This window comes from Aestuariimicrobium kwangyangense DSM 21549 (assembly GCF_000421525.1).
GTDB classification, from domain to species: domain Bacteria; phylum Actinomycetota; class Actinomycetes; order Propionibacteriales; family Propionibacteriaceae; genus Aestuariimicrobium; species Aestuariimicrobium kwangyangense.
The window spans coordinates 61644-83858 of the sequence record NZ_ATXE01000002.1 but is presented as its reverse complement, the minus strand read 5'-3'; the positions used below and the strand labels follow the sequence as shown (position 1 = coordinate 83858).

Here is a 22215-nt window from a genome sequence, read left to right as displayed (position 1 = left end):
CCCGCGCCACGAGGACGGCCAGAACATGTCGGTGCCGTCTGCAACGATGCTGCCATGGTCGAGAAGCGGGCATCACGTCAGGAGGACAGGTCCGCCCTCGCCAGCTTCTCCGAGCCGACGCAGCGGTGGTTCACCGATTCGTTCACCGCCCCCACCCCGGCCCAGGCCGGCGCCTGGCGTGCGATCTCGTCCGGCGAACACAGCCTGCTGATCGCGCCGACGGGTTCGGGCAAGACCTTGGCCGCCTTCCTGCACAGCATCGATCGGCTGACACATCGTGGCGCCCGCCCCGAGGAGGGGCACGGCGACCAGGATCAGGTCCGGGTGCTCTACATCTCCCCCCTCAAGGCCCTCGCCGTCGACGTCGAGCGCAACCTGACCGCCCCGCTGCGGGGAATCCAGTTGGCGGCTGCGCGACTCGGCCGGACGTTGCCGCCGGTCACCGTGGCGGTCCGCACCGGGGACACGGCACCGGCGGAACGACGCCGGCAACTCGTGCGGCCCCCCGACATCCTGATCACGACCCCGGAGTCGTTGTTCCTGATGCTGTCGGGCCAGCACCGGGACCCGCTGACCGATCTCGACCTGGTGATCATCGATGAGATCCACGCCCTGGCCGGCACCAAACGGGGCGCTCATCTGGCGCTGAGCCTGGAACGGCTCGATGCACTCCACCAGCGCGGGGGTGCGCAACGGGTCGGGCTCTCCGCCACTGTTCGTCCGGCCGAACGCGTCGCTGCCTTCCTGGGTGGCGACCGACCCGTCACGATCGTGCAGCCGCCCGCTGACAAGCGGTGGGATCTGCACGTCGAGGTGCCGGTCGCCGACATGACCCAGTTGGCGCTCCCGCCCGACCCCGAGACCGGCATGGCTGAACCGAACCAGTCGATCTGGCCCTTCATCGAGTCGCGGGTGCTCGACCTGATCGAACCCCACCGGTCGACCTTGTGTTTCGTGAACTCACGGAGAGTGGCCGAACGGCTGACCGCACACCTCAACGAACAGTGGGCGACCCGGCTCGGCGAGGAGCCCATGGCCCCGAGCGTGCCGGCCCAGGTGATGGCCCAGTCCGGGGCAGGCGGCGGCCGGGAGGAGTATTCAGGGCAGGCTCTGGCCCGAGCCCACCACGGCTCCGTCAGCAAGGAGCGACGGGCCCAGATCGAGGCCGACCTGAAGTCGGGAGCGCTCGCCTGCGTGGTGGCCACCTCGTCGCTCGAGCTCGGCATCGACATGGGCGCCGTCGACCAGGTGATCCAGATCTCCTCGCCTCCTTCGGTCGCCTCGGGGCTGCAGCGGGTCGGTCGCGCCGGTCACCAGGTGGGCGCCGTGTCGCGAGGGGTGATCCTGCCCACCCACCGCGGAGACCTCATCGAGTCGGGGGTCATCGCCGAACGCATGGTGACCGGGCAGATCGAGGACGTCCGACGGATCACCAACCCCCTGGACGTGCTCGCCCAACAACTGGTGAGCATGTGCATCGACACCTCCGTGACCGCCGCCGAGGCCCGCGCCATGATCTCGCGCAGCGATCCCTACCGTGACCTGCCGGAGTCCGCGTTCAACGCCACCCTCGACATGCTCACGGGCCGCTATCCCAGCGACGACTGGGCCGAGCTTCGTCCACGCCTGGTCTGGGACCGTGCCACGGACCGGCTCACCGCCCGACCAGGCGCGAAGCGGCTGGTGACGACCTCGGGGGGCACCATCCCTGATCGCGGCCTCTTCGGTGTCTTCCTGGTCGGCGACGGCGCCGGGCGTCGAGTGGGTGAACTGGACGAGGAGATGGTCTACGAGTCACGCGTAGGTGACCTGTTCACCTTGGGCACCAGTACGTGGCGCATCGAGGAGATCACCGCCAACCAGGTCATGGTCAGCCCCGCACCGGGCCAGCCGGGCAGGTTGCCGTTCTGGCACGGGGACGCCAACTCCCGTCCGTTGGCGCTGGGGCGTGCACTGGGCGAGTTCACCGACCGCCTGCAGTCCAAGCCCGACAACCGAGCCGAGGAGCTGCGCGGACGAGGCCTCGACGCGTGGGCGGTCGACAACGCCTTGGCCCACTTGGACGAGCAACAGCGCGCCACCGGTGTCGTGCCCGGTGCACGCACCGTCGTGGTGGAGCGCTGCCGTGACGAACTGGGCGACTGGCGCGTCCTCGTGCACGCCAACTGGGGAGCCGCGGTGCTCGCACCGTGGGCGATGGTGATCGAGTCGAGGGCCCGGGAGCACTACGGCGTCGAGGCGCGAGCCACCGCCACCAACGACGGCATCATCATCCGCATCCCCGACGTCGAGCGCCAGCCGCCCGGGGCCGAACTGCTGGACATCTCCCCCGACGACGTGGAACACGTGCTCACCACCGAGGTGTTCGGCAGCGCCCTGTTCGCGGCACGCTTCCGCGAGTGCGCGGCACGAGCCCTGCTGCTGCCCCGCCGCGACCCCCGTCGTCGATCTCCGCTGTGGCAGCAACGGATGCGTTCGGCCCAGTTGTTGCAGGTCGCCAGTCAGTACCCGGACTTCCCGATCGTGCTGGAGACCCTGCGCGAGTGCATGGAGGACGTGTTCGACCTGCCGGGGCTCACCGAACAGCTCGTGGCCCTGGCCAGCCGCCGGATCAGGCTGCTCGAGGTCGAGACCGACCAACCCTCCCCCTACGCACGCAACCTGCTGTTCTCCTACGTCGGCGAGTTCATCTATGACTCCGACCAGCCGCTGGCGGAGCGCACCTTGGCAGCAGCGGGAATCGACCAGAACCTCCTGGCCGAACTGCTCGGCAGGTCCGGTGAGATCGCTGACCTGCTCGACCCCGAGGCTGCCCGGCAGGTCGAGGCTGAGGTTCAGCGCACCGCCGAGCACCACCGCGCCGAGACCCTCGAGGCGTGGTGGGACGTGATCCGCACCCTCGGGCCCTTGACGGTGCAGGAGGCCAACGAGCGGGCCGAGGGTGATGCCGACTGCTGGTTGCAGGAGCTCACGTCCGCGCGCCGTGTGGCGGCGGTCAGCCTTGGCCGCACCACCTTCCTGGTGACACCCGACGACCTGCCGCTGCTGCGTGACGGTCTGGGAGTGCCGGTACCTCCCGGCCACAGCGCCGGCGCCCCCCTCCCTCATGAGGAGGCATTGGCACGACTCGTCCTGCGGTGGGTGCGCACCCACACGGGTGCGTCAGCCGACGTCGTCGACGCCCGGTACCGGCTCCCGTCCGGCACCAGTGAGGGCATCCTCGAACGGGCCCGGTCGGCGCCCGGTTCGGAACTCGAGGTGCTCTCGCACCAGTGGTGGCACCGAAGCATGGTCCAGCGGGTTCGACGCCGGTCCTTGGCCCTTCTGCGCAGCGGCGTCGAACCGGTCGACCAGAGCCGCTTCGCCGCCTTCGCCCCCCGCTGGCATGAGCTGGATGAACCAGGGAGCGGTCCGGAGGCGCTGATGGCGGCCGTGGAGGCCTTGGCGGGATGTCCCATCCCTGCCTCCATGCTCGAGACCCTGGTGCTACCGGCCCGGGTCAGCGATTACCGACCGGAGATGCTGGACGACCTACTGGCCCGAGGTGACGTGTCGTGGAGTGGTCACGGCGCCATCGGCACCCGCGACGGCTGGGTGCAGCTGTGGCCCGCGGACCTCGCCCTGCCCGAACCGGCCGAAGGCACCCTGTCACCGCTGGCCGAGAAGATGCTGCAGCGTGCCCTCAGCGGAGGTGCCTGGACGGTCGCGGAGCTGTCCAGCACCGATGCGCTTGTCTCGATCGAGTCGGCCGAGGCCACGGACGCACTCTGGGAACTGGTGTGGGCGGGGCGCCTCACCAGCTCGACCTTCACGGCCGTACGTGAACACACCACCCGAGGCGCGCTGCGGACCCCCAAGCGGGCCACGCCGCGGCGGCGGACGATCGCCCGCCCGCTGCGCGCCCCCCGATCTGGAGGAACTCCCGGTCGCTGGTCGGCCAGCACACCCGCCGCAGGCACCCCGACCGAGCGTGACCTGATGGCGGCGTCCATGCTGCTCAGTCGCCACGGGGTGGTGACTCGCGGCGCCGTCCAGTCCGAGGCATTGTTCGGCTCGTTCGGGGCGGCATACCGTGTGCTGGCGGCGCTGGAGGAGCAGGGTGGGGTACGGCGCGGGTACTTCGTCGAAGGTCTCGGGGCGAGTCAGTTCGCCCTGCCGGGAGCCGTCGACCTCGTGCGCGAGGACCACCCCGAGGGGGCGGTGCGACTGTTGGCGGCGTGCGACCCGGCCAATCCTTTCGGTGCTGCTCTGCCCTGGCCTGAGTCACCCTCGCACCGTCCCACGCGCCGGGCCGGCGCCCTGGTGGTGCTCGGATCAGGGCAACCGCTCATCTATCTCGAGCGAGGGGTGCGGACGATGCTTGCCTTCACCGATGACCCTGAGCGGATCGTGGGTGCGTTGTCGGTGGTGGCCGACGCGGTGAGTCGTCGGGTGATGTCGCCCATGACGATCGAGACGATCAACGGCGAACCGGCATTGGGAGCACAGCTCGCCAACGGCACCTCATGGCGTTCCCTGCTCGAGGGCAGTCGATTCACCATGACACCCCAGGGGTTCCGAGCCCGTACCACCCCGTGAGGCCCACCCATGACCGGCGCGTCCGGAAGTCGGGATCAGGGTGTCCGGATCATGACCCAATGACGATCAGGGACGTGAGCGATCGCTACGATTTCCTCAGCCAAACGCTCACCCTGCGTTGATCGGAGAATCCATGACCACTTCCCCCGTCGATGCCGCCCAAGGAGGTCGTCGATCGGACCGCATGGTCGCACTGCTCGCCGCCGTCGCCGACAAGGGGGACGTGCAGCTCAGTGAACTGTCGGAGATGCTGGGAGCCTCCGCCGCGACCATACGCCGCGACGTGGCTGCCCTGGCCGAGCAGGGTCTGCTGGTGCGAACCCACGGCGGCGCCAAGCGGGTCCGACAGGGTGAGGAGTTGCCGGTGCAGTTGCGGGACGGACGCAATCGCCGCGCCAAGCAGGCCATCGCCCGCGCGGTCGTGGATCGGATTCCGCCGGGCAAACACGCCCTCGCCCTGACCGGAGGGACCACGACCACCGAGGTGCTGAGGGCCCTGCACGGGCGCAGCGACGTCACTTTGATCACCAACTCGGTCTCGCTCGCGCTCGAGGCGGCCAAGGTGGGTCAGCAGCGAGTCCTGATCGCGGGTGGTGTGCTGCGCTCCAACTCCCTGGAGTTGGTGGGATCATTGGCCGAGGCGACGTTCCGCCAGATCAATGTCGGAACCGCGATCGTGGGTTCCGACGGGGTCAGTGTCGATGGAGGCCTCACCACCCATGACGACACCGAGGCGGCCACCAACCACACCATGATCGAGCGCGCCCAGACCGTGATCTGCGTCGCCGACGGGTCGAAGATCGGTCGCGTCACCCTCGCCAAACTCGCCGACCTGAGCGAGATCGACCTGCTGGTCACGGACTCGACGGCCGACCGCAATGAACTGGCCAAGATCCGCAAGGCAGGGGTCGAGGTGCTGCTGGTTCCTGCCAACGGCGAGGTCTGACCGACACATCCGCCCGGCGGAGCGAGCCGTCACGAGCCATTGACGAGAACACCCTGCGTGCACCGCCCTCTGGGATGCACGCAGGGTGTTCGTCCGTTGGACCGGACCTGCTCGTCGACCGCGCTCAGGCGGCCTTGACGACCACCGGACGCTGCGGCTGTTCCGTCGTCACCAATTTCTGGCTCACCGTGTGCAGCACCTGGGACAGGGGCACGTTGAGCGCCGTGGCGATCGAGGCCAGCAATTCGGAGGATGCCTCCTTCTGGCCACGCTCGACCTCGGACAAGTACCCGAGGCTCACCCGGGCATCCATCGAGACGTCTCGCAGGGTGCGGCCCTGACCGAAGCGGAGTTCGCGCAGGGTCTCGCCGATCAGCTCTCGCATCAACATGGGCTTCATTGCGGCCGCCTCTCGTTCACCGTCTGTTCCGCCACAGTGGCGGTTCGACATTGGGGTCAACGTCCCCTGCGGGCGAATCATTCCCGCTCTGCGCGAAAGCCTCGAGCGGAGATGAAGCCTCGCGACTTCACATGATCTGATTAAGCCTTCAGGCTTTCGGCCGTCAGCGCGATCAGCGCCGCCACGGTTGCCTCCCGCACGCGTTGACGGTCACCGCTCTCGGCCAGCCTCCGCGCGATCGTCCCGCGCCGTGCTGCAACGGCGATCCACACGGTCCCGGCAGCCAACCCGTCCTGGGCGCCGGGACCGGCCACCCCGGTGCACGCGAGCCCCAGGTCTGCTCCCAGACGCGACCTGACGCCTTCCGCCATGGCCCGAGCGACAGCTTCGGAGACCACACCCTCGGCGGCGATCACGGCGGGGTCAACCCCGGCCAGACTGCTCTTCAGATCAGTGGCGTAGGTGATCAGGCCACCGCGCACCACCGCCGACGACCCGGGCACCGACGTCAGGGTGGCCGCCACCATGCCTCCGGTGAGTGACTCGCACGTGGCCACCGTGGTGCCGCGTTCGATCAGCGCTTCCACCAGTCGGCCGACCCCCGTAGCCACGGAGGTGGACGCCCCGGGGGTGTTCCCCTCAGGCACGGTCACCGGCATGCTCGGCCAGCCAGGTGGCGCGCAACCTGCGCGCGCCGTTCAGGTAGTCGAGCCCGGTGACCACGGTCAGCACGAATGCGAGGCCCATGGCCACCCACGCCACCCATTGCACCCACAACGGCAGGTGGGGCAGCCACAGCAGGTAGAGGATCAAGGCGATCGACTGCACCAGGGTCTTGAGCTTGCCGCCGCGGTTGGCGGCCATCACCCCGTACTTGAGGATCGCGAATCGGAGCAGGGTGATCCCCCATTCCCGCACCAGGATGATGATGGTCACCCACCACTGCAGTTCACCGATGATGCTCAGCCCGACGAAGGCCATGCCGGTGAGGGCCTTGTCGGCCAAGGGATCCCACAGCTTGCCGAAGTTGGTGACGAGGTCGTACTTGCGGGCGATCCGCCCGTCCGCGAAATCGGTCAGGATCGCGCCGACGAAGACCGCCGTGGTCGCCCACCGCCACCCCTGGTCGTGGGGGTGCGCCAGCAGCATCCAGGCGAAGACCGGCACGGCCAGGATGCGGATCCCCGTCAGGACGTTGGGGACGTTCCACTGGCTCTTCACGAGCCGACCGGTTCCGCGATCAGGTCGACGCCGTCCGATGCGGTGACGGCGGCCAGGACGAACTCCCCGACCTCTGCTCGGGGTCCCACCACCGTGGTGGTGCCATCGACCTCGGGGCCCTGGTGCTCGGCTCGTCCGGTCACCTCTCCCCCGTCGACCGACTCGACCAGCACGGTGAGCACCTCACCGATCCGGTCCTCGGCCCGCTGGGCGCACAGTTCTGCGGCGAGGTCCGAGATCGTCGCGGCACGGGCCTCGACCTCGTCTGGGTCGACGTGGTCACTCAGGCCCAGTGCCTCCGTCTCGTCCTCGTCGGAGTACCCGAACACCCCGACCACGTCCAGTCGGGCGTCGATGAGGAACTGCTTGAGCGTTTCGACGTCTGCCTCGGTCTCACCGGGGAAGCCGGCGATCACGTTCGAGCGGATCCCAGCCTGAGGGGCGAGCGTGCGCACGCTGTCGATCAGCCCCAGGAAGCTCTCGGCGTCGCCGAAGCGACGCATGCGCCGCAGCACCGACCCCGATGCGTGCTGGAACGACAGGTCGAAGTAGGGCACCACCTTGTCGGTGGACACCATCGCCTCCACCAGGGAGGGCCTCAACTCGGCGGGCTGCAGGTACGAGACCCGAATCCAGTCGAGTCCGTCCACCGCGGACAGGTCACCGAGCAACTTCTCCAGGGCGCGCAGGTCGCCGAGGTCCTTGCCGTAGGACGAGGAGTTCTCGCTCACGAGGAAGACTTCCTTCACCCCGTGGTCGACCAGCCAGCGCGCCTCCTCGACGACATCGGACGCCGCCCGGGACAGGTAGGAACCCCGGAACCTGGGGATGGCGCAGAAGGCGCAGCGACGGTCACAGCCCGAGGCGATCTTCAGCGGTGCGTAAGGGGAATTGCCCAACCTCTTGCGCAGCGTGCGCGGACCGCTCACCGGCGCCAGGCCCTCCGGGAGGTCGGTCAGGTGAGCGGTTCCGTGCCCGGGGATGGCGACCCCCCCAGCGGCGGCCGAGCGGGCCACCGGGGTCAGGGGCAGCAGGCTGCGACGGTCACGGGGCACGTGGGCCTCGTGGTGACCGCCGGCCAGGATGGTCTGGAGTCGTCCTGCAATGTCGGTGTAGTCGTCGAAGCCCAGCACGGCGTCGGCCTCCGGCAGCGAGTCGGCGAGTTCCTTGCCGTAGCGCTCAGCCATGCAACCCACGGCGACCACTGCCTTCGCGCGGCCCTCGCCCTTCAGTTCCGAGGCCTCGATGAGGGTGTCGATGGAGTCCTTCTTGGCCTGCTCGACGAAGCCGCAGGTGTTCACCATCACGGTGTCGGCCTCTTCTGCGTCGTCGACCAACCGGAAGCCGCCAGCCTCGAGTCGGGCGGCGAGTTCTTCGGAGTCGACCTCGTTGCGGGCACAGCCCAAGGTGACCAGGTGCACGTTCATCAGGTCAGTCATGATGGGCCCAGTATCTCATCCGCTGCGGCGCCTCGGGTGACGGTGCTCCCGCACCCCCCAGCGCCCAGGTCAAGCCTCGATGACGAAGGTCGCGTGCCGACCTCCCAGTTCGAGAACCAGGTCGGGGTAACTGCTGGGCTCCTGCGGCAGGTACCACACACGGGTGTTCGGGACGCTGGCCATCACTGCCGTGGCCCCCTCGAGATGCCAGGTCAGGTTCACGGCCGAGGCATCGCCCTGGGCGCTCGACCACGTCACGGCGATCACCACCCAGCCGTCCGGCAGGGTGATCCGTTGCGCCACCAGCCCCACGTCGAGTGTGGGACCGGTCGGCCGGAGCCCCAGCAGGTGCTCGGATGCGACGGGCTGTGGCAGGCCTGCTGCCTCGTCCGACAGAAGTCTGACCACCAGGGACGACCCGGCGAGGTAGACGACCGCGTCGGGTCGGGTGGGAACCACGGCCCAGGCGTCAACCGCCGCACCGTGCACGCGTCCCGCGAGGTCGCCCCACACGAGGGCGCGCGTGGTCCTGGTCGACCTGGGGTACACACCGGCGGCCACTCGGTGTGGACGGTCGTGGCTCAGTGAGACGGGACCTTCGGCATCGACCAGGTCGGCCCACGCCAACTGCGGGTGGTGGACGACCAGCACCCGCTCACTGCCGAGGTCGGGCTCCCCCGCCGGCAGGATCCCCGTGGTGGGTGTGCCAGCGGTGGCGTCGTCCAACAGCGGTATGGCCGCGAGCCCGACCCCGTGGTCGCTCTCGGAGGGCAACCGGACCAGTCGCGCCGTCGGACGGTCCGGGGAACCCACCCGGATGCGCAAGGCGAACCCACTGCCGATCATCATCAATGTCTCGGTCTCAACGACCCCCTTCGAGGTGAGGACCCACGCCCCGAGAGCGGCGAGCGGCACCACGAGGGCAGCACCAGCGAGGGTCCGTCTGCTGACGGCTCTGCGACCCAGTGCTGAGCCGAGCCCCCGAGGCAGTCGACCGCCCTCGACCACCCCACGGGGGTGCACCGGTGGGCCATCCCACGGCCTCAGCCCCTCCGCTGCCCGAGCCCGTTCGGCTCGACCACGCAGCAGCCAGGTGTTCGAAGGGCTGTCACTGGGCCGAAGCCCCACCTCGACGGGCCGGCTGTGCCGCACCAGCAGCAGTCGGAGCAGGTGGTCCGCGTCCTCGACGACCCACCGCCGCGCCCACACCCCGGCGAAGGCACGGTCCACGACGGTGGTGACATCGGGGTGGTCGGCAGTCAGTCCCATCAAGGTCGCCGAGACGGCGATCGCGGCCGGTCGACGCATTCCCCACCAAGCCTCGAACTGCTCCCGGTTCATGCGTTCACCACGGCCCTGTGAGGCAGGCCCTCTGACCCGAACCATCGCACCTCGACCGGATGTCCCGGGCTGGCAGGCGGACGGCAGACCGCCATCACGATCGGCCCGAGGTGGGGGCTGTCGACGATCCCGGTGGCCAGTTCGACCCCGTTGCGCCACAGCGACGGAGCAGAACCGGAGTGTGCCCTGACGGCCAGCAGCTGGCTGTCGTGGATCACAGGTCCGAGGTGGAGGACGAATTCGTGGCCCAGGTGACGGGTCATCACGACGTGGACCGGTTCGGCCAGGACGAGGGTGTCCCCCCACGACACGTGATAGCCCGAGATCCCTCGCTCGGGAGTGTCACGGAATCCGACCACGGAGCGGGGCACCTCACTGAGGAAGGACTGCCCGTCGCTGCGCACGACCATGGGCAGCGGCCACGGGCCGTCGACGAGCGCCAGGCCGATCGAGACCTGCACGCCCGCCAGTCCCAGGCCCAGCACGACTCCCGTGCACACCCCGCCGTCCGGAGTGTTGACCCAGTCGATGGCAGTCCACTCCCCCCGCACCCACGAGGCGATCAGGGTGCGGGGCGAGGCCGGGTCGCCGGACCACGGCACGGTCACCGTGGTGGGTTCGTCGACGGCGTGCGAGAACTCGGCCAGCAGTCGATCCGCGTGCCACAGCTGCAGCCACGCGTCATCGCCGTCGCCGCTCGGCAGCAGTTTCAGTTGCTCGCCAGCCACCTGCACGGGCCAGCCGTGGCCGGTCGAGGCGATCGTGGCCCCGGTGACCGCGATGACACCGGCCACCGTCACCCTCGAGAGGGTGGTGCTCAGTCGCCTCGACCCCTCGTCGATCACCGGCGATAGGACCCCGGTGCGCGCCAGACCGGCAGCAGCTCGCTGCCTGGACGGTGTCGGCCATTGCCCACCCATCGCCCACAGCTGGGCCAGGTGGCGGCGCGCCCAGCCGGCCCGCAGCTCGCCGCGAAGACTCGCACGCTCACGCCAGAGGTCGGTCAGGGTCCGATCGACCAATTGCTCGGCGACGCCACGATCGGAGACGAGCGCGTCGGCCACCGCCTGCAGGTCGTCGCCGTAGGTGGTCACGAAGTCCTCGTGAGCCTCGACGTCGTCGTCGATCCGCATACCGACAGGCTAGTCCGCCGACGAACGGGGTTCGGCGCTGCCTGGCGCTGCCTGGCGCCGCCGGCGTCCGAGATCAGAACGACACCACGTACTGCACCTCGTCGCGTGCCGTCCGCAGCGTCAGCCGCACCTCGAACGGGTCACCGGGACGGGTGGCCTGCGGCAGGGCAGGCACGTGCCAGAACCTGCCCGTGCCCGACACCGCACGAGAGGTCGCCAGACTGGGCAGGTCCCACGACAGTTCCCCAGGTTCGTCGGCCGTCACGGCGACCAGGCCCGTGCCGTCGACCAGTCCGAGCCCGTGGACCGTCACCCCGGGGGCGTCGGTTCGTCCCCAGGCCGGACGAACCGTGACCGGGTGGGAGCTCAATCGCATCTGCGAGAGCCCCCGCGTGAGGTGACGCACGACCAGGTGGTCGTGGGAGAGGTAGCAGATCCGCCCGGGGTCACCCGGGAAGGGTCCGTGCACGATCCAGGCGTCGCCGAACACCCCACCGGCCTCATCTCCCCACACGAGGGTGGACGGCCCGTAGGCGTCCAACGAGAAGAGCCCGGCTGCGAAGGGCTCCTCTGCGCTGGCGGCGAAGGGCACCACGGCGGTGTTCACGAGGTCGGCGAAGACCAGACCCGGCTGGTGCAGCAGGAGGGTCTGCAGGGTCGCGTCGTCCGACAGGCCTGCCGTGGGCAACACGACGCTGGTGCCGTGGGCGGCATCAACCACGAAGGAGCCGATCAGCGCCGGCAAGGAGGGCGACCAGCGTGGGTCGGAGGTGTAGACCTTGGCCTGGCGCCGGTTGCCGTGCCCCAGGATGTCGATGGTCAGGCGGAGCCGGGTGCCCCCGTCGATGGTGGTCCGGGTGCTGCGTACCGCGTCGTGCACCGCCAGCCCCAGAGTGGTGGCGCCGGCGGCGGTGGCGACACCGACGCCGCCGACGATCACGGCCCTGCGGGGCACGCCGGCGGGGTCGACGTGCTCGGTCCTGGCGGCCGCGGCACGCGCCCGCCATTCCACGGCGTTGGGGGGCCAGCGAACCACCGGCTCCGGCTTCCTGCCCGGGTGCGTGTGTCGGACCAGCGCGCGACGCAACAGCACCACCGGGTCGGCCCACCACATCCACCGGCGGGACCACACGTCGGCCAGCGCCCGGTCGGCTGCCGCGACGACTCGTCCGTCGGCGGTGGGCAGGCCCAGCAATTGGGCGGCCGAGGCCACGGCCCGCCCCCGGTGGCCCAGCACCAACTCGTCGAACTGCTCGCGCTTCATCGGCCCACCACCCGGATGCTGACCAGTCCGTTGACCCCGACCACCACGACATCGACAGGGTGGGCCGGGGAGGCCGGTGGTTCGAGCAGGGCACACACCAGGGCACCGTTCTGGAACACCTGCCGCAACGCCGGCAAGGGTGCACCGTCCCGGGACAGGGTGGCTGCCACCAGGCTCCAGCTCTGCACCACCAGCAGTTGGGTCTCGGCGCCGATGTCAGCGAGGAAGACCGTCGCCTGGTTCTCCCCGCGCCCCACCAACACCTCCCGGTGGGGCTTCTGCAGCACGAACACCCCCGTCTGGGGGGCGAAGTAGCCGGTGATCCGGTGGGGGGACCAGTCGACCAGGGCCTGCGGCACCCGTGGCGGCTCGCTGCGGTACCCCGGGTCGGAGAGGTACGTGACCACCGGCAGGCGCCCGACGGCTCGTCCGATCGCCAACGCCAACGTGCCGTGACCCGGATGCACCAGGGTCGTGGGCATCACCGGTTCTGAGCCCGCACCGACGAGGTCGACGGCTTCCACCTCCCCGCGCAGCCAGACCGCCACCAGGTCGCGCCCGTCGGGCAGCGGAGTGATCGAGGTCATCGGGCGCTCCCGGGCGGTCGCGAACTCGGCCAGGAGATCACCACGGCGACTGATCCGCACCACCGGCCCGGTCGGGTCCCCCTGCGGGGACGAGACGTCGAGGGCGAACCCGTCGACGAGGACCCGACTCCCGCGGCCGGCCGTCGCCAGGGACTGCCACAGGGCGCCCCCCAGGGCAGCAACACCCGTGGCCCCGGCCACCATCAGGCCACGGCGGGTCGCCATCGCGTGTCCGGCGGCGACGATCGCATCCGTGCCCGGTCGGGCTGCCTGGTCGACCCGTTCCTCCGCGATCGGGGTGGGCCACCCGGAACGACGGGCCCAGCGGCGCGCCACTCGCTCGCGGGCGAAGGCGGGCCACTCCGCGCTGTCGAGCCGATGACGTTCGGCCCACACGTCGGACAGGGCCGCGTCGACCAACGCGCTGGCCGCGTCGGGATCGCCCGTCAGCTGCTCGGCGAACTGCTGCAGCGGGGCGCCGTGGCTGGCCGCGAAGTCCTCGTGGTCGTCGACGTCATCGTCTGCCATGCACAGACGATAGGCCGACCGAGCCCCCAGGGGAATGGCCCGGCCACACCGGACTCAGCCCAGGGGGAGGTTCTCGAGCACCGTGTCGAGCTCGTCCGGCTTCACCAGCACCTCCCGGGGCTTCGACCCCTCGGAGGGGCCGACCACGCCGCGGGTCTCGAGGATGTCCATCAGACGGCCGGCCTTGGCAAAGCCGACCCTGAGCTTGCGCTGCAGCATCGAGGTCGAACCCAGCTGCAGCTCGACCACCAGCTTCGCAGCGTCGATCACCAGTTCCAGGTCGTCACCGATGTCCTCAGCGACCTTCTGGCTTCCCGCGGCGGGAGCGACGACGTCCTCGCGGTACTGGGGCTGGAGCTGGGTGCGGATCGACTCCACCACGGAGCGCACCTCGCGCTCCCCCACCCAGGCTCCCTGCACCCGGATCGGCTTGCCGGCCCCCATCGGCAGGAAGAGCCCGTCGCCCTGGCCGACGAGCTTTTCGGCCCCGGGCTGGTCGAGGATGACGCGTGAGTCGGTCATCGACGACGTGGCGAAGGCCAGCCGCGAGGGCACATTGGCCTTGATCAGTCCGGTGACGACATCGGTCGAGGGACGCTGGGTGGCCAGCACGAGGTGGATACCGGCGGCCCGGGCCAACTGGGTGATGCGGACGATGGAGTCCTCGACGTCACGGGGCGCCACCATCATCAGGTCGGCCAACTCGTCGACGACCACCAGCAGGTAGGGATAGGGCGCGAGCACCCGCTCCGAGGCTTCCGGCACCTTGACCGTGCCCGCCCGAACGGCGGCGTTGAAGTCGTCGACGTGACGGAACCCGAAGGCTGCGAGGTCGTCGTAGCGCAGGTCCATCTCACGGACGACCCACTGCAGCGCGTCGGCCGCCTTCTTGGCGTTGGTGATGATGGGGGTGACCAGGTGGGGGATGCCCTCGTAGGCGGTCAGTTCCACCCGCTTCGGGTCGACCAGCAGCAACCTGACCTCGTCAGGGGTCGAGCGCATCATGATCGAGGTGATCAGCGAGTTGATGAAGGACGACTTGCCCGAGCCGGTCGCGCCAGCCACCAACAGGTGGGGCATCTTGGCCATGTTCGCGATCACGAACCCGCCCTCGACGTCCTTGCCCAGCCCGACCGTCATGGGGTGGTGGTCGTTCATGGCGCGGGGGGAACGGAGCACGTCACCCAGCGAGACGATCTCCTTGTCGAGATTGGGGATCTCGATGCCGATCGCCGACTTGCCCGGGATGGGCGACAGGATGCGCACCTCGGGAGAGGCCACCGCGTAGGCGATGTTCTTCGACAGTGCCGTCACCTTCTCGACCTTGACGGCCTGTCCCAGCTCGACCTCATAGCGGGTCACGGTCGGACCACGGGTGTAGCCGGTCACCGTGGCGTCGATCTCGAACTGGTTCAGCACCTCGGTGAGGCGCGCCACGATGGCGTCGCTGGCCGGTGTCTTGGCCTTCGGCGCGGTGCCGGCCTTGAGCATCGAGGGCTGCGGCAGCACGTACTGCACGTCGCCCGACAGCACCAACTGTTCGACCCGCGCCGGAACCGGCGTGTGGGGTGGGGCCTGCAGTTTGGGTTCTGGTGGCAGTCCCACCTGGCTGCGATCGACCGCGGGGGCCTCGCCGGGCTGTCGGCGCACCGACTCCACGGCGTCATGGTCATAGACGCCGGTGTCGTCGCGAGCACCGTCGGGAACGGCGTCGAACAGGTCGGTGGGCTCGTCGTCGTCGCTGACCAGCGGTGAGTCGTAGGCCTTGTCCACCTCGGTGACCAGGGCCGCCCGTTGTTCGGCGCGCTCGGCCCGGTGTGCCTGCAGGCGGTCGTGGTGGTCGCGCAGCCGGTCTGCGATCTCCCACAGCGGCATGCCGATGATCACGATGATGCCGAACAGTGACAGCAGCACCAGCAACGGAACTGCGACCCAGACGGTGAGCAACTGGGTGAGCATCGACGAACTGATGTAGCCCAACGCTCCGCCAGCGGCCCTCAGGGCCGGTGCATCGGCGGGGCTCGGCGAGTCCTTCATGATGTTGACCAGCCCGAGCACGCCGAGGAAGAAGGCCGACCAGCCCACCACCTGTCGTCCGGTGGGTCCGTTCTTCTGCGGGTGTCTCAGAGTGCGCCACGCCATCCCCAGGCAGAACAGGGGCAGGGCGTAGCTGATCGCCCCGAAGATGGTGGAGATGCCGATCTCGAGCCAGCCACCGACCGGGTCGGGAAGGCCGAACCAGAACACGGCTGCCACCACGATGGCCGACCCCAGCAGGAACAGACCGGCACCGTCGCGGCGCAGTTCTGGGTCGACCTCAAGAGCGGTGTCGCCGACCTTGCGGGCTCCGCTGCCGAGCAGGCCAGCCGTTCCGCGCCACAGGGCTGCCAGTCCCTTGCCCAGGCCGCCGGAGCGTGGCCGCGCGGACGATCGTCCCCTCGACTGGGTCGAGCGGCTGGTGCCGGATCGGGCGGTGGACTTGGAGGAACTTCCGGACGACCGCGTGCCGGACGAAGACCTCGAGGAGGACTTGCCCGACGACCGCGGTGGGGAAGACGCGCGGGTCGCCATGCTCGAAGATTAGCCCACCCCCCCGGCCGGGGGGCAGCCTGCCACGCCGGTCCGACCGGCAGCAGCATCCGCCGGTTCAGGCGAAGTGGTCGTACCCGCCGGGCCCACTGAACGGCTCGCCGTCGACGAGCACGGCCGGTCGTCCGTCGTCCTGGACGGGGAGGACGCGCCCGATCACGTGCCAGTCGTCAGGGACGAACCCGGGCTCGAAGCAGGCCACCAGCGCATGGTCCTCACCGCCGGTCAACACGAACGACAACGGGTCGGAGCCCGTGGCCTGGGCGACCACGGTGAGTGGCTCCGCCACCACCAGGCGTGAGGTGTCGACGTCGATCACCACCCCCGAGGCGTTGGCCAGGTGGGTGAGATCGCCGACCAGGCCGTCGGAGACATCGCACATGGCAGTCGCGCCCGCCTCGGCGGCTCGTCGGCCCTGCCGATAGGGAACCTGCGGCGTCCGTTGCGCCTCGACCACCGCCCGGGGCGAGCGGAACCCGCGCTTGAGCACCGCCAGACCCGCGGCGGCCCACCCGAGGCGACCCACCATGGCCACCACCTGCCCGGGTCGGGCACCGGAGCGGAGCACGGGTGCGCGTCCCTCGGTCTGCCCCACGACGGTCACACAGACGGTGATCCGTTCCGCGGCCGTGGTGTCGCCACCGACGATCGTCACGCCTGCGGTCTGGGCCTCTTCACGCATGCCCGTCATGAACTGCCTGACCCACGTGAGCGGGGTGCTGGCCGGTGCCCCGAGGGCAACCACCAGCGAGACCGGAGTGGCGCCCATGGCCTCGAGATCGGCGACGTTGACGGCCACGCACTTGCGTCCCACGTCGGCGCCACCCGACCAGTCGGTACGGAAGTGAACCCCCTCGACCAGCAGGTCGGTGGAGCACACGGCCGATCCGTTCACCAGGAACACAGCGGCATCGTCCCCGGGGCCGACCGAGACGGCCGCGTCCAGTCCGAGGTCGCGGGTGAAGACCTCGATCAGGCCGAACTCGCCCAACTCCGCGATGGTCTGCATGTCTTCTCCCCAACTCAACTGTGGCTGATCGTCGTTCACGCTACCGTGAGCGGGACAACCCACCAGCGCGACGGGCAGGAGTGACCCATGGTCAACGCATACATCTTGGTCCAGACCAATGTCGGCAAGGCCGCCGACGTCGCCGTCGCCATCCGCGAGATCGAGGGAGTCACCCTCGCCGAGGACGTGACCGGGCCCTATGACGTGATCGTGCGCGCCGAGGCCGGGTCGGTCGACGAGTTGGGACAGATCGTGGTCGCGAAGGTGCAGGCAGTCGAGGGCATCACCCGCACCGTCACCTGCCCCGTCGTCAACATTTGATGCGGACGGCCCGCTCGGCCATCCTTGGTGTCCTGGCTTGTCTGACGCTGGCCGCCTGCGGCGCCCAGGAACCCCCTTCGGCCACCTCGCACACTCCCCCACCGGCTGCCATGGCCGCCTGCCAACGCGTGCTCGCTGACCTGCCCGAGACCGTTGCAGGGCTGCAGGGAGCGGTGGACGCCCGGGGTCGCGTGGCCTACTGGGGTTCCGACGAGAAGAGGGTGGTGCTGCGCTGCGGTGTCGACAAGCCCGCTGGGCTTGAGCCGGGGAGCCGCTGCGACATGGTCAACGGTGTCGGCTGGTGGGCCGAGAAGCTCGAGGGAGGCTACCGGTTCACCACCCTCGGGCGAGCTGCCTTCGTGCAGGTGGAGGTGCCTCCGGCGCACGCGCCCGAGGCCGACGTGCTGAACGAGCTGAGCGGCGCCGTGGGCCAGGACCCCGTCGTCACCCCCTGCGTCTGAGCCCGGAAACCGCAGTGTGGGGGGCGCCTGCTCAGCGCAGGCCGGTGGGCCTGGCCAGCGCGACGGCGATCAACTCGTCGATCAGTTCGCCGTACCCCAGCCCCGACTTCTGCCACAGCTGGGGGTACATCGAGTACTGGGTGAAACCGGGCATGGTGTTGATCTCGTTGACCAGCACCTCCCCCGACTCGAGCACGAAGGTGTCCACCCTGCCCAGACCCTCGGCGCCGATGGCATCGAAGGCCTGTACGGCGATCTCCTGCACCCGGGCCTGCAACGCGTCGTCGATCCGGGCGGGGATGTCGAGGGCCACCTGCTCGCCGGGCAGGTACTTGGCGTCGAAGTCGTAGAAGCCCGACCCGTCCACCATCCTGATCTCGCCGACCAGGGAGGTGCGGGGGGATGCGCCGTCGGGTGAGCCCAGCACCGCACACTCGATCTCGCGGCCGATGATGCCCTGCTCGATGACCACCTTGGGGTCATGCTGCTGGGCCGTCCCGATGGCCGCCGCCACCTGCTCGGGGTGGTTGACCTTCGTGATCCCGATGGACGAGCCGGCCCTGGCCGGCTTCACGAACCATGGCAGGTCGAGGCGCTCCAGCCGCGCCGTCACCGCGTCCCGGTCGGTGGCCCACTGCCGGGCGGTGACCACCTCGTAGGGCCCCTGGGGCAGTCCGGCCGCGGCGAAGCAGGCCTTCATCAGGTGCTTGTCCATGCCATTGGCGCTCGCGGCCACCCCGGCTCCGACGTAGCGCAGCTGGTGCATCTCGAACAGCCCCTGGATCGTGCCGTCCTCACCGAATGGACCGTGCAGCAGGGCGAAGGCGACGTCGAGAGGGCGGGGTTCGTCCAGCCGGTCGCCCTCGCGCACGCACAGTCCCGGCCCCCGGCCGGTCGACACCAGCACCACCTCGGGGCCGGACTCGGGCACCGTGGGCAGCACCCCGTCGACGGTGTGCAGGGAACGGGCGACGTCGAGGTCGACCAGGGTCCACCGCCCCGAGGGGGCGATGCCGATGCAGGTCACCTCGTAGCGGTCGAGGTCGATCGCCTGCAGCACGCTGGCCGCGGTCAGGCACGAGACGCCGTGCTCGGACGAGACTCCGCCGAAGACGATGGCAACTCGGGTGGGCGTGCTCATACTTCTCCTGGATCGGTGGGGCCTCGGGATCCGGCCTCGTCCACCCTAGCCGGGGGCTGCGGCACCCGCGCGCCCACACGCGTGTCCCAGCGATCCCTCGGGGCAGGGGCCCCACGGAGTTCCCCGACCAGAACCGTGAGTGCGTCCATGATCCGCACCGAAGCCGCCCGCACCGCCTCGCCCTCCCGGTCGGTGCCCACCCAGGGCCGCAGGTCGGAGAGGTCGATCGGCTCACCGCAACACACGTGGATCCGTTTACGGGGGAAGAACCGGGGCATGCCCATGCCGGTACCCCCGATCACGTGGTTGGCACCCCACTGTCCCACCGGGACGACGGGGTGCTGGCTGCGCAGGGCCAACCTGGCGGCCCCCGACCTGGCCGTCATGGGCCACGTCTCGGGATCACGGGTGAGGGTGCCCTCGGGGTACATCGTCACGCATCGTCCGTCGTCAAGCGCCCGTTGGGCGGTGACCAGCACCTCGGCGGCCTTGGCGGAGCCGCGGTCGACGGGGATCTGCTCGCACGACCGCGCCAGCCAACCCACCACGGGGGTCTTCCACAACTGCACCTTGCCGAGGTAGCGCGGCCAACGGCCCGACCAGATCAGGAACTCACCCAACGCGACCGCATCGAAGTAGCTCAGGTGGTTCGAGACCACCAGCACGCCGCCGGTCTGGGGCAGTCTGTCGCTGCCACGCCAGTCGTGGGTCACCAACAGGCCCATGGCCGCGTGGACGAACCGCCCGAGCGCGGTGAACACCCGTCCGCCGTCCTCGTGGTTGGCGCGCCGCAGGGGCCAGGCGAGACGGTGGTTCGACTCTCCCGGCGGAAGGGGTTGGTGGGTCATGCCACGCAACGCTAGCGCCTAGTCTGTGGCCATGAGCGACCATCGTGACGGGGGGGCCGTGCCCACCGTGGTGCAGGCGACGGTGGTGGCCGTCATGCCTGAGGGCTGGCGAGCCCTCACCGATCGCGGGACGGCCGTCGACCTGCCCAGGGCCAGCCTGATACGGCTGCGGTCGTTGCGCCCGGGTCAACGAGTCACCGTCACCAGGCGCGGCGACGAGGTCGTCCGCGTCTCGATCGGGTGAGGGTCGTCCGTCCGGGGACGACCGCCCCAAACCGGCTCGTGAGGATCAGTCCGCGGTGCGCACCGGCAGGGTGGCCGGCTTGAAGCTCGGGCGTGAGGCCTCGTAGGCAGCGATCTCGTCGGAGTGCTGCAGCGTCATCGAGATGTCGTCGAGCCCCTCGAGCAACCGCTGCCGGGTGAAGTCGTCGATCGTGAACCCGTGACGCGTGCCGTCGGGCAGGCTGATCACCCGATCCTCCAGCGACACCTCGATGGCGGTGCCCGGGTGGGCGTCGACCCAGTCCCACAACTGCTCGACGACGTCCTGCTCGACGAGCGCCACCAACAAGCCGGCCTTGCCCGAGTTGTTGCGGAAGATGTCACCGAAGCGGCTGCCGATGACCACCTTGAAGCCGTAGTTCTGCAGGGCCCAGACCGCGTGCTCACGCGATGAACCCGTGCCGAACTCGGGGCCCGGGATCAGGATCGTCCCCGCCCGGTACGCCTCCTGGTTGAGCACGAAGTCGGGGTCGTTGCGCCATGCCGAGAACAGCCCGTCCTCGAACCCGTCGCGGGTGATCCGCTTGAGGTAGACGGCAGGGATGATCTGGTCGGTGTCGACGTTGCTGCGTCGCAGCGGCACGGGCACACCGATGTGGGTGGAGAACTTGTCCATGGTGATCAGCCCTTCTGTTCGGCCGGGATGAGGTCTTGGGGTGCGGACAGGTGTCCGGTGATGGCGGTGGCGGCCGCGACGGCGGGCGAGACCAGGTGGGTACGTCCACCCTTGCCCTGCCTGCCCTCGAAGTTGCGGTTCGAGGTCGACGCGGCCCGCTCCCCGGGAGCCAACTGGTCGGGGTTCATGCCCAGGCACATGGAGCAGCCGGCGGCGCGCCACTCGGCACCCGCCTCGAGGAAGACCTTGTCGAGTCCCTCGATCTCGGCCTGCAGCCGTACCCGGGCTGAACCGGGAACCACCAGCATGCGCACCGAGTCGGCGATCCGGTTGCCCTGCAGCACGCTGGCCGCGAGGCGGAGGTCCTCGATGCGTCCGTTGGTGCAGGATCCCAGGAAGACGGTGTCGACGGCGATCTCACGCATCGGCGTGCCCGCCGTCAAGCCCATGTACTGCAGGGCCTTCTCGGCGGCGGTGCGGTCGACCTCGTCGGTGAAGTCGCTGGGGGTGGGGACGACTGCCCCGAGCGGCACTCCCTGGCCGGGGTTGGTGCCCCAGGTCACGAACGGGGTGAGCTGGGTGGCGTCGATGTCCACCTCGCGGTCGAACACGGCGTCGTCGTCACTGCGCAGCGTCTTCCAGTACTCGACCGCGGCGTCCCACTGCTCACCCTCGGGAGCATGCGGACGGCCCTTGATGTAGTCGAAGGTGGCCTGGTCGGGGGCGATCATGCCCGCCTTGGCTCCCCACTCGATCGACATGTTGCAGATGGTCATGCGACCCTCCATCGACAGGTTCTCGATGGTCGTGCCGCGGTACTCCACGATGTAGCCCTGGCCGCCGCCGGTGCCGACCTTGGCGATCAGTGCCAGCACGACATCCTTGGCGGTCACACCGGCGGGCAGGTCACCGTTGATGTTGACGGCCATGGTCTTCGGACGAGCCTGCGGCAGCGTCTGGGTGGCCAGGACGTGCTCGACCTCGGAGGTGCCGATGCCGAAGGCCAGTGCCCCGAAGGCGCCGTGGGTGGAGGTGTGGGAGTCGCCACACACGATGGTCATGCCCGGCTGGGTGATGCCCAACTGGGGACCGATGATGTGGACCACGCCCTGGTCCTTGTCACCCAAGGAATGGATGCGGATCCCGAACTCGGCAGCGTTCTTGCGCAGGGTGTCGACCTGGGTGCGGCTGACCGGGTCGGCGATGGGCCGATCGATGTCGAGCGTCGGGGTGTTGTGGTCCTCGGTGGCCAGGGTCAGGTCGGGCCGGCGCACGGGGCGTCCCGCGAGCTTGAGTCCGGCGAAGGCCTGCGGGCTGGTGACCTCGTGCACGAGGTGCAGGTCGATGAACAACAGGTCGGGCTCACCCGCGGCCTGACGGACGACGTGGGCGTCCCAGACCTTGTCGGACAGGGTGGTCGGACCACTGGCAGTGGTGGGCATTCAACACCTCGATGTGGGTCTCTGACTGGCTCGCGACGAAGCAGGACTCTTCGCCGAGGAGTCCAACTC

19 protein-coding genes are annotated in these 22215 nt (G+C 69.6%); 5 read left to right on the top strand and 14 right to left on the bottom strand.

The features are described from left to right. The first annotated feature begins 54 nt into the window (after positions 1–54). The gene (locus tag H507_RS0106920; RefSeq protein ID WP_022909997.1) at positions 55–4578 is read left to right on the top strand and encodes an Lhr family ATP-dependent helicase; all 4524 of its coding nucleotides are present in this window, start codon (positions 55–57) and stop codon (positions 4576–4578) included. Between the two features lie 184 nt (positions 4579–4762). Further along, a complete protein-coding gene (locus tag H507_RS0106915; protein WP_026377901.1) occupies positions 4763–5524 on the top strand; it encodes a DeoR/GlpR family DNA-binding transcription regulator in 762 nt (253 codons plus the stop codon). A 124-nt stretch (positions 5525–5648) separates the two neighbouring features. Here H507_RS0106915 and H507_RS0106910 read toward each other — a convergent pair whose 3' ends face one another. The 10 genes from H507_RS0106910 to H507_RS0106865 form a co-directional block, all read right to left on the bottom strand. Then, on the bottom strand, positions 5649–5924 hold the full coding sequence (locus H507_RS0106910) for a helix-turn-helix domain-containing protein (protein WP_026377900.1): 276 nt from the start codon (positions 5922–5924) through the stop codon (positions 5649–5651). 140 nt (positions 5925–6064) lie between these two features. Continuing rightward, the gene (locus H507_RS0106905; protein ID WP_084707747.1) at positions 6065–6583 is read right to left on the bottom strand and encodes a CinA family protein; all 519 of its coding nucleotides are present in this window, start codon (positions 6581–6583) and stop codon (positions 6065–6067) included. Further along, positions 6564–7145 (bottom strand): CDP-diacylglycerol--glycerol-3-phosphate 3-phosphatidyltransferase, encoded by a 582-nt coding sequence (pgsA, locus tag H507_RS0106900; protein ID WP_022909993.1) that lies wholly within the window; start codon positions 7143–7145, stop codon positions 6564–6566. Before pgsA ends, H507_RS0106905 begins: the two co-directional genes overlap by 20 nt. Continuing rightward, entirely contained in the window at positions 7142–8572 is a 1431-nt protein-coding gene (gene rimO, locus H507_RS0106895) for a 30S ribosomal protein S12 methylthiotransferase RimO (protein WP_026377898.1), read from the bottom strand. The genes pgsA and rimO overlap by 4 nt, the downstream gene beginning before the upstream one ends. 81 nt (positions 8573–8653) lie before the next feature. Then, positions 8654–9925, bottom strand: a complete 1272-nt coding sequence (locus H507_RS0106890) for a hypothetical protein (RefSeq protein WP_040438018.1) — start codon at positions 9923–9925, stop codon at positions 8654–8656. Continuing rightward, positions 9922–11058 (bottom strand): hypothetical protein, encoded by a 1137-nt coding sequence (locus H507_RS0106885; RefSeq protein WP_022909990.1) that lies wholly within the window; start codon positions 11056–11058, stop codon positions 9922–9924. The genes H507_RS0106890 and H507_RS0106885 overlap by 4 nt, the downstream gene beginning before the upstream one ends. A 73-nt stretch (positions 11059–11131) precedes the next feature. Beyond that, positions 11132–12322 carry a hypothetical protein gene (locus H507_RS0106880; protein WP_022909989.1) on the bottom strand — a complete coding sequence of 397 codons (1191 nt, stop codon included), beginning with the start codon at positions 12320–12322 and terminating at the stop codon, positions 11132–11134. Continuing rightward, positions 12319–13437 carry a hypothetical protein gene (locus H507_RS0106875; RefSeq protein WP_022909988.1) on the bottom strand — a complete coding sequence of 373 codons (1119 nt, stop codon included), beginning with the start codon at positions 13435–13437 and terminating at the stop codon, positions 12319–12321. Before H507_RS0106875 ends, H507_RS0106880 begins: the two co-directional genes overlap by 4 nt. 54 nt (positions 13438–13491) lie before the next feature. After that, positions 13492–16008 (bottom strand): FtsK/SpoIIIE family DNA translocase, encoded by a 2517-nt coding sequence (locus H507_RS0106870; RefSeq protein ID WP_022909987.1) that lies wholly within the window; start codon positions 16006–16008, stop codon positions 13492–13494. A 76-nt stretch (positions 16009–16084) separates the two neighbouring features. After that, positions 16085–17035 carry a thiamine-phosphate kinase gene (locus H507_RS0106865; RefSeq protein ID WP_022909986.1) on the bottom strand — a complete coding sequence of 317 codons (951 nt, stop codon included), beginning with the start codon at positions 17033–17035 and terminating at the stop codon, positions 16085–16087. A gap of 87 nt (positions 17036–17122) precedes the next feature. On the opposite strand from H507_RS0106865, the gene H507_RS0106860 reads away from it, so the two are divergent. Beyond that, entirely contained in the window at positions 17123–17356 is a 234-nt protein-coding gene (locus H507_RS0106860; RefSeq protein ID WP_022909985.1) for an Lrp/AsnC family transcriptional regulator, read from the top strand. Continuing rightward, the gene (locus tag H507_RS0106855; protein ID WP_022909984.1) at positions 17356–17817 is read left to right on the top strand and encodes a DUF3515 family protein; all 462 of its coding nucleotides are present in this window, start codon (positions 17356–17358) and stop codon (positions 17815–17817) included. The genes H507_RS0106860 and H507_RS0106855 overlap by 1 nt, the downstream gene beginning before the upstream one ends. Before the next feature lie 31 nt (positions 17818–17848). On the opposite strand, the gene H507_RS0106850 is transcribed toward H507_RS0106855, so the two are convergent. Beyond that, positions 17849–18958 carry a D-alanine--D-alanine ligase family protein gene (locus H507_RS0106850; RefSeq protein WP_022909983.1) on the bottom strand — a complete coding sequence of 370 codons (1110 nt, stop codon included), beginning with the start codon at positions 18956–18958 and terminating at the stop codon, positions 17849–17851. Further along, complete coding sequence (locus tag H507_RS15320) at positions 18955–19806, bottom strand: lysophospholipid acyltransferase family protein (RefSeq protein ID WP_022909982.1); 852 nt, start codon at positions 19804–19806, stop codon at positions 18955–18957. The genes H507_RS0106850 and H507_RS15320 overlap by 4 nt, the downstream gene beginning before the upstream one ends. A gap of 31 nt (positions 19807–19837) precedes the next feature. Between H507_RS15320 and H507_RS0106840 the strand changes: the two genes are divergently transcribed. Then, positions 19838–20050 (top strand): hypothetical protein, encoded by a 213-nt coding sequence (locus H507_RS0106840; RefSeq protein WP_026377895.1) that lies wholly within the window; start codon positions 19838–19840, stop codon positions 20048–20050. Between the two features lie 45 nt (positions 20051–20095). On the opposite strand, the gene leuD is transcribed toward H507_RS0106840, so the two are convergent. Together leuD and leuC are read right to left on the bottom strand one after the other, a co-directional pair. Further along, complete coding sequence (leuD, locus tag H507_RS0106835; protein WP_022909980.1) at positions 20096–20704, bottom strand: 3-isopropylmalate dehydratase small subunit; 609 nt, start codon at positions 20702–20704, stop codon at positions 20096–20098. A gap of 5 nt (positions 20705–20709) precedes the next feature. Then, entirely contained in the window at positions 20710–22146 is a 1437-nt protein-coding gene (gene leuC, locus H507_RS0106830; RefSeq protein ID WP_022909979.1) for a 3-isopropylmalate dehydratase large subunit, read from the bottom strand. Positions 22147–22215 lie beyond the last annotated feature (69 nt).

Excerpts from the sequence above, each read along its gene's own strand:
- H507_RS0106920 (WP_022909997.1), top strand. The coding sequence starts at position 55 with ATGGTCGAGAAGCGGGCATCACGTCAGGAGGACAGGTCCGCCCTCGCC.
- H507_RS0106915 (WP_026377901.1), top strand. The coding sequence starts at position 4,763 with ATGGTCGCACTGCTCGCCGCCGTCGCCGACAAGGGGGACGTGCAGCTC.
- H507_RS0106910 (WP_026377900.1), bottom strand. The coding sequence starts at position 5,924 with ATGAAGCCCATGTTGATGCGAGAGCTGATCGGCGAGACCCTGCGCGAA.
- H507_RS0106905 (WP_084707747.1), bottom strand. The coding sequence starts at position 6,583 with ATGCCGGTGACCGTGCCTGAGGGGAACACCCCCGGGGCGTCCACCTCC.
- rimO (WP_026377898.1), bottom strand. The coding sequence starts at position 8,572 with ATGAACGTGCACCTGGTCACCTTGGGCTGTGCCCGCAACGAGGTCGAC.
- H507_RS0106890 (WP_040438018.1), bottom strand. The coding sequence starts at position 9,925 with ATGAACCGGGAGCAGTTCGAGGCTTGGTGGGGAATGCGTCGACCGGCC.
- H507_RS0106885 (WP_022909990.1), bottom strand. The coding sequence starts at position 11,058 with ATGCGGATCGACGACGACGTCGAGGCTCACGAGGACTTCGTGACCACC.
- H507_RS0106880 (WP_022909989.1), bottom strand. The coding sequence starts at position 12,322 with ATGAAGCGCGAGCAGTTCGACGAGTTGGTGCTGGGCCACCGGGGGCGG.
- H507_RS0106875 (WP_022909988.1), bottom strand. The coding sequence starts at position 13,437 with ATGGCAGACGATGACGTCGACGACCACGAGGACTTCGCGGCCAGCCAC.
- H507_RS0106870 (WP_022909987.1), bottom strand. The coding sequence starts at position 16,008 with ATGGCGACCCGCGCGTCTTCCCCACCGCGGTCGTCGGGCAAGTCCTCC.
- H507_RS0106865 (WP_022909986.1), bottom strand. The coding sequence starts at position 17,035 with ATGCAGACCATCGCGGAGTTGGGCGAGTTCGGCCTGATCGAGGTCTTC.
- H507_RS0106860 (WP_022909985.1), top strand. The coding sequence starts at position 17,123 with ATGGTCAACGCATACATCTTGGTCCAGACCAATGTCGGCAAGGCCGCC.
- H507_RS0106855 (WP_022909984.1), top strand. The coding sequence starts at position 17,356 with ATGCGGACGGCCCGCTCGGCCATCCTTGGTGTCCTGGCTTGTCTGACG.
- H507_RS0106850 (WP_022909983.1), bottom strand. The coding sequence starts at position 18,958 with ATGAGCACGCCCACCCGAGTTGCCATCGTCTTCGGCGGAGTCTCGTCC.
- H507_RS15320 (WP_022909982.1), bottom strand. The coding sequence starts at position 19,806 with ATGACCCACCAACCCCTTCCGCCGGGAGAGTCGAACCACCGTCTCGCC.
- H507_RS0106840 (WP_026377895.1), top strand. The coding sequence starts at position 19,838 with ATGAGCGACCATCGTGACGGGGGGGCCGTGCCCACCGTGGTGCAGGCG.
- leuD (WP_022909980.1), bottom strand. The coding sequence starts at position 20,704 with ATGGACAAGTTCTCCACCCACATCGGTGTGCCCGTGCCGCTGCGACGC.
- leuC (WP_022909979.1), bottom strand. The coding sequence starts at position 22,146 with ATGCCCACCACTGCCAGTGGTCCGACCACCCTGTCCGACAAGGTCTGG.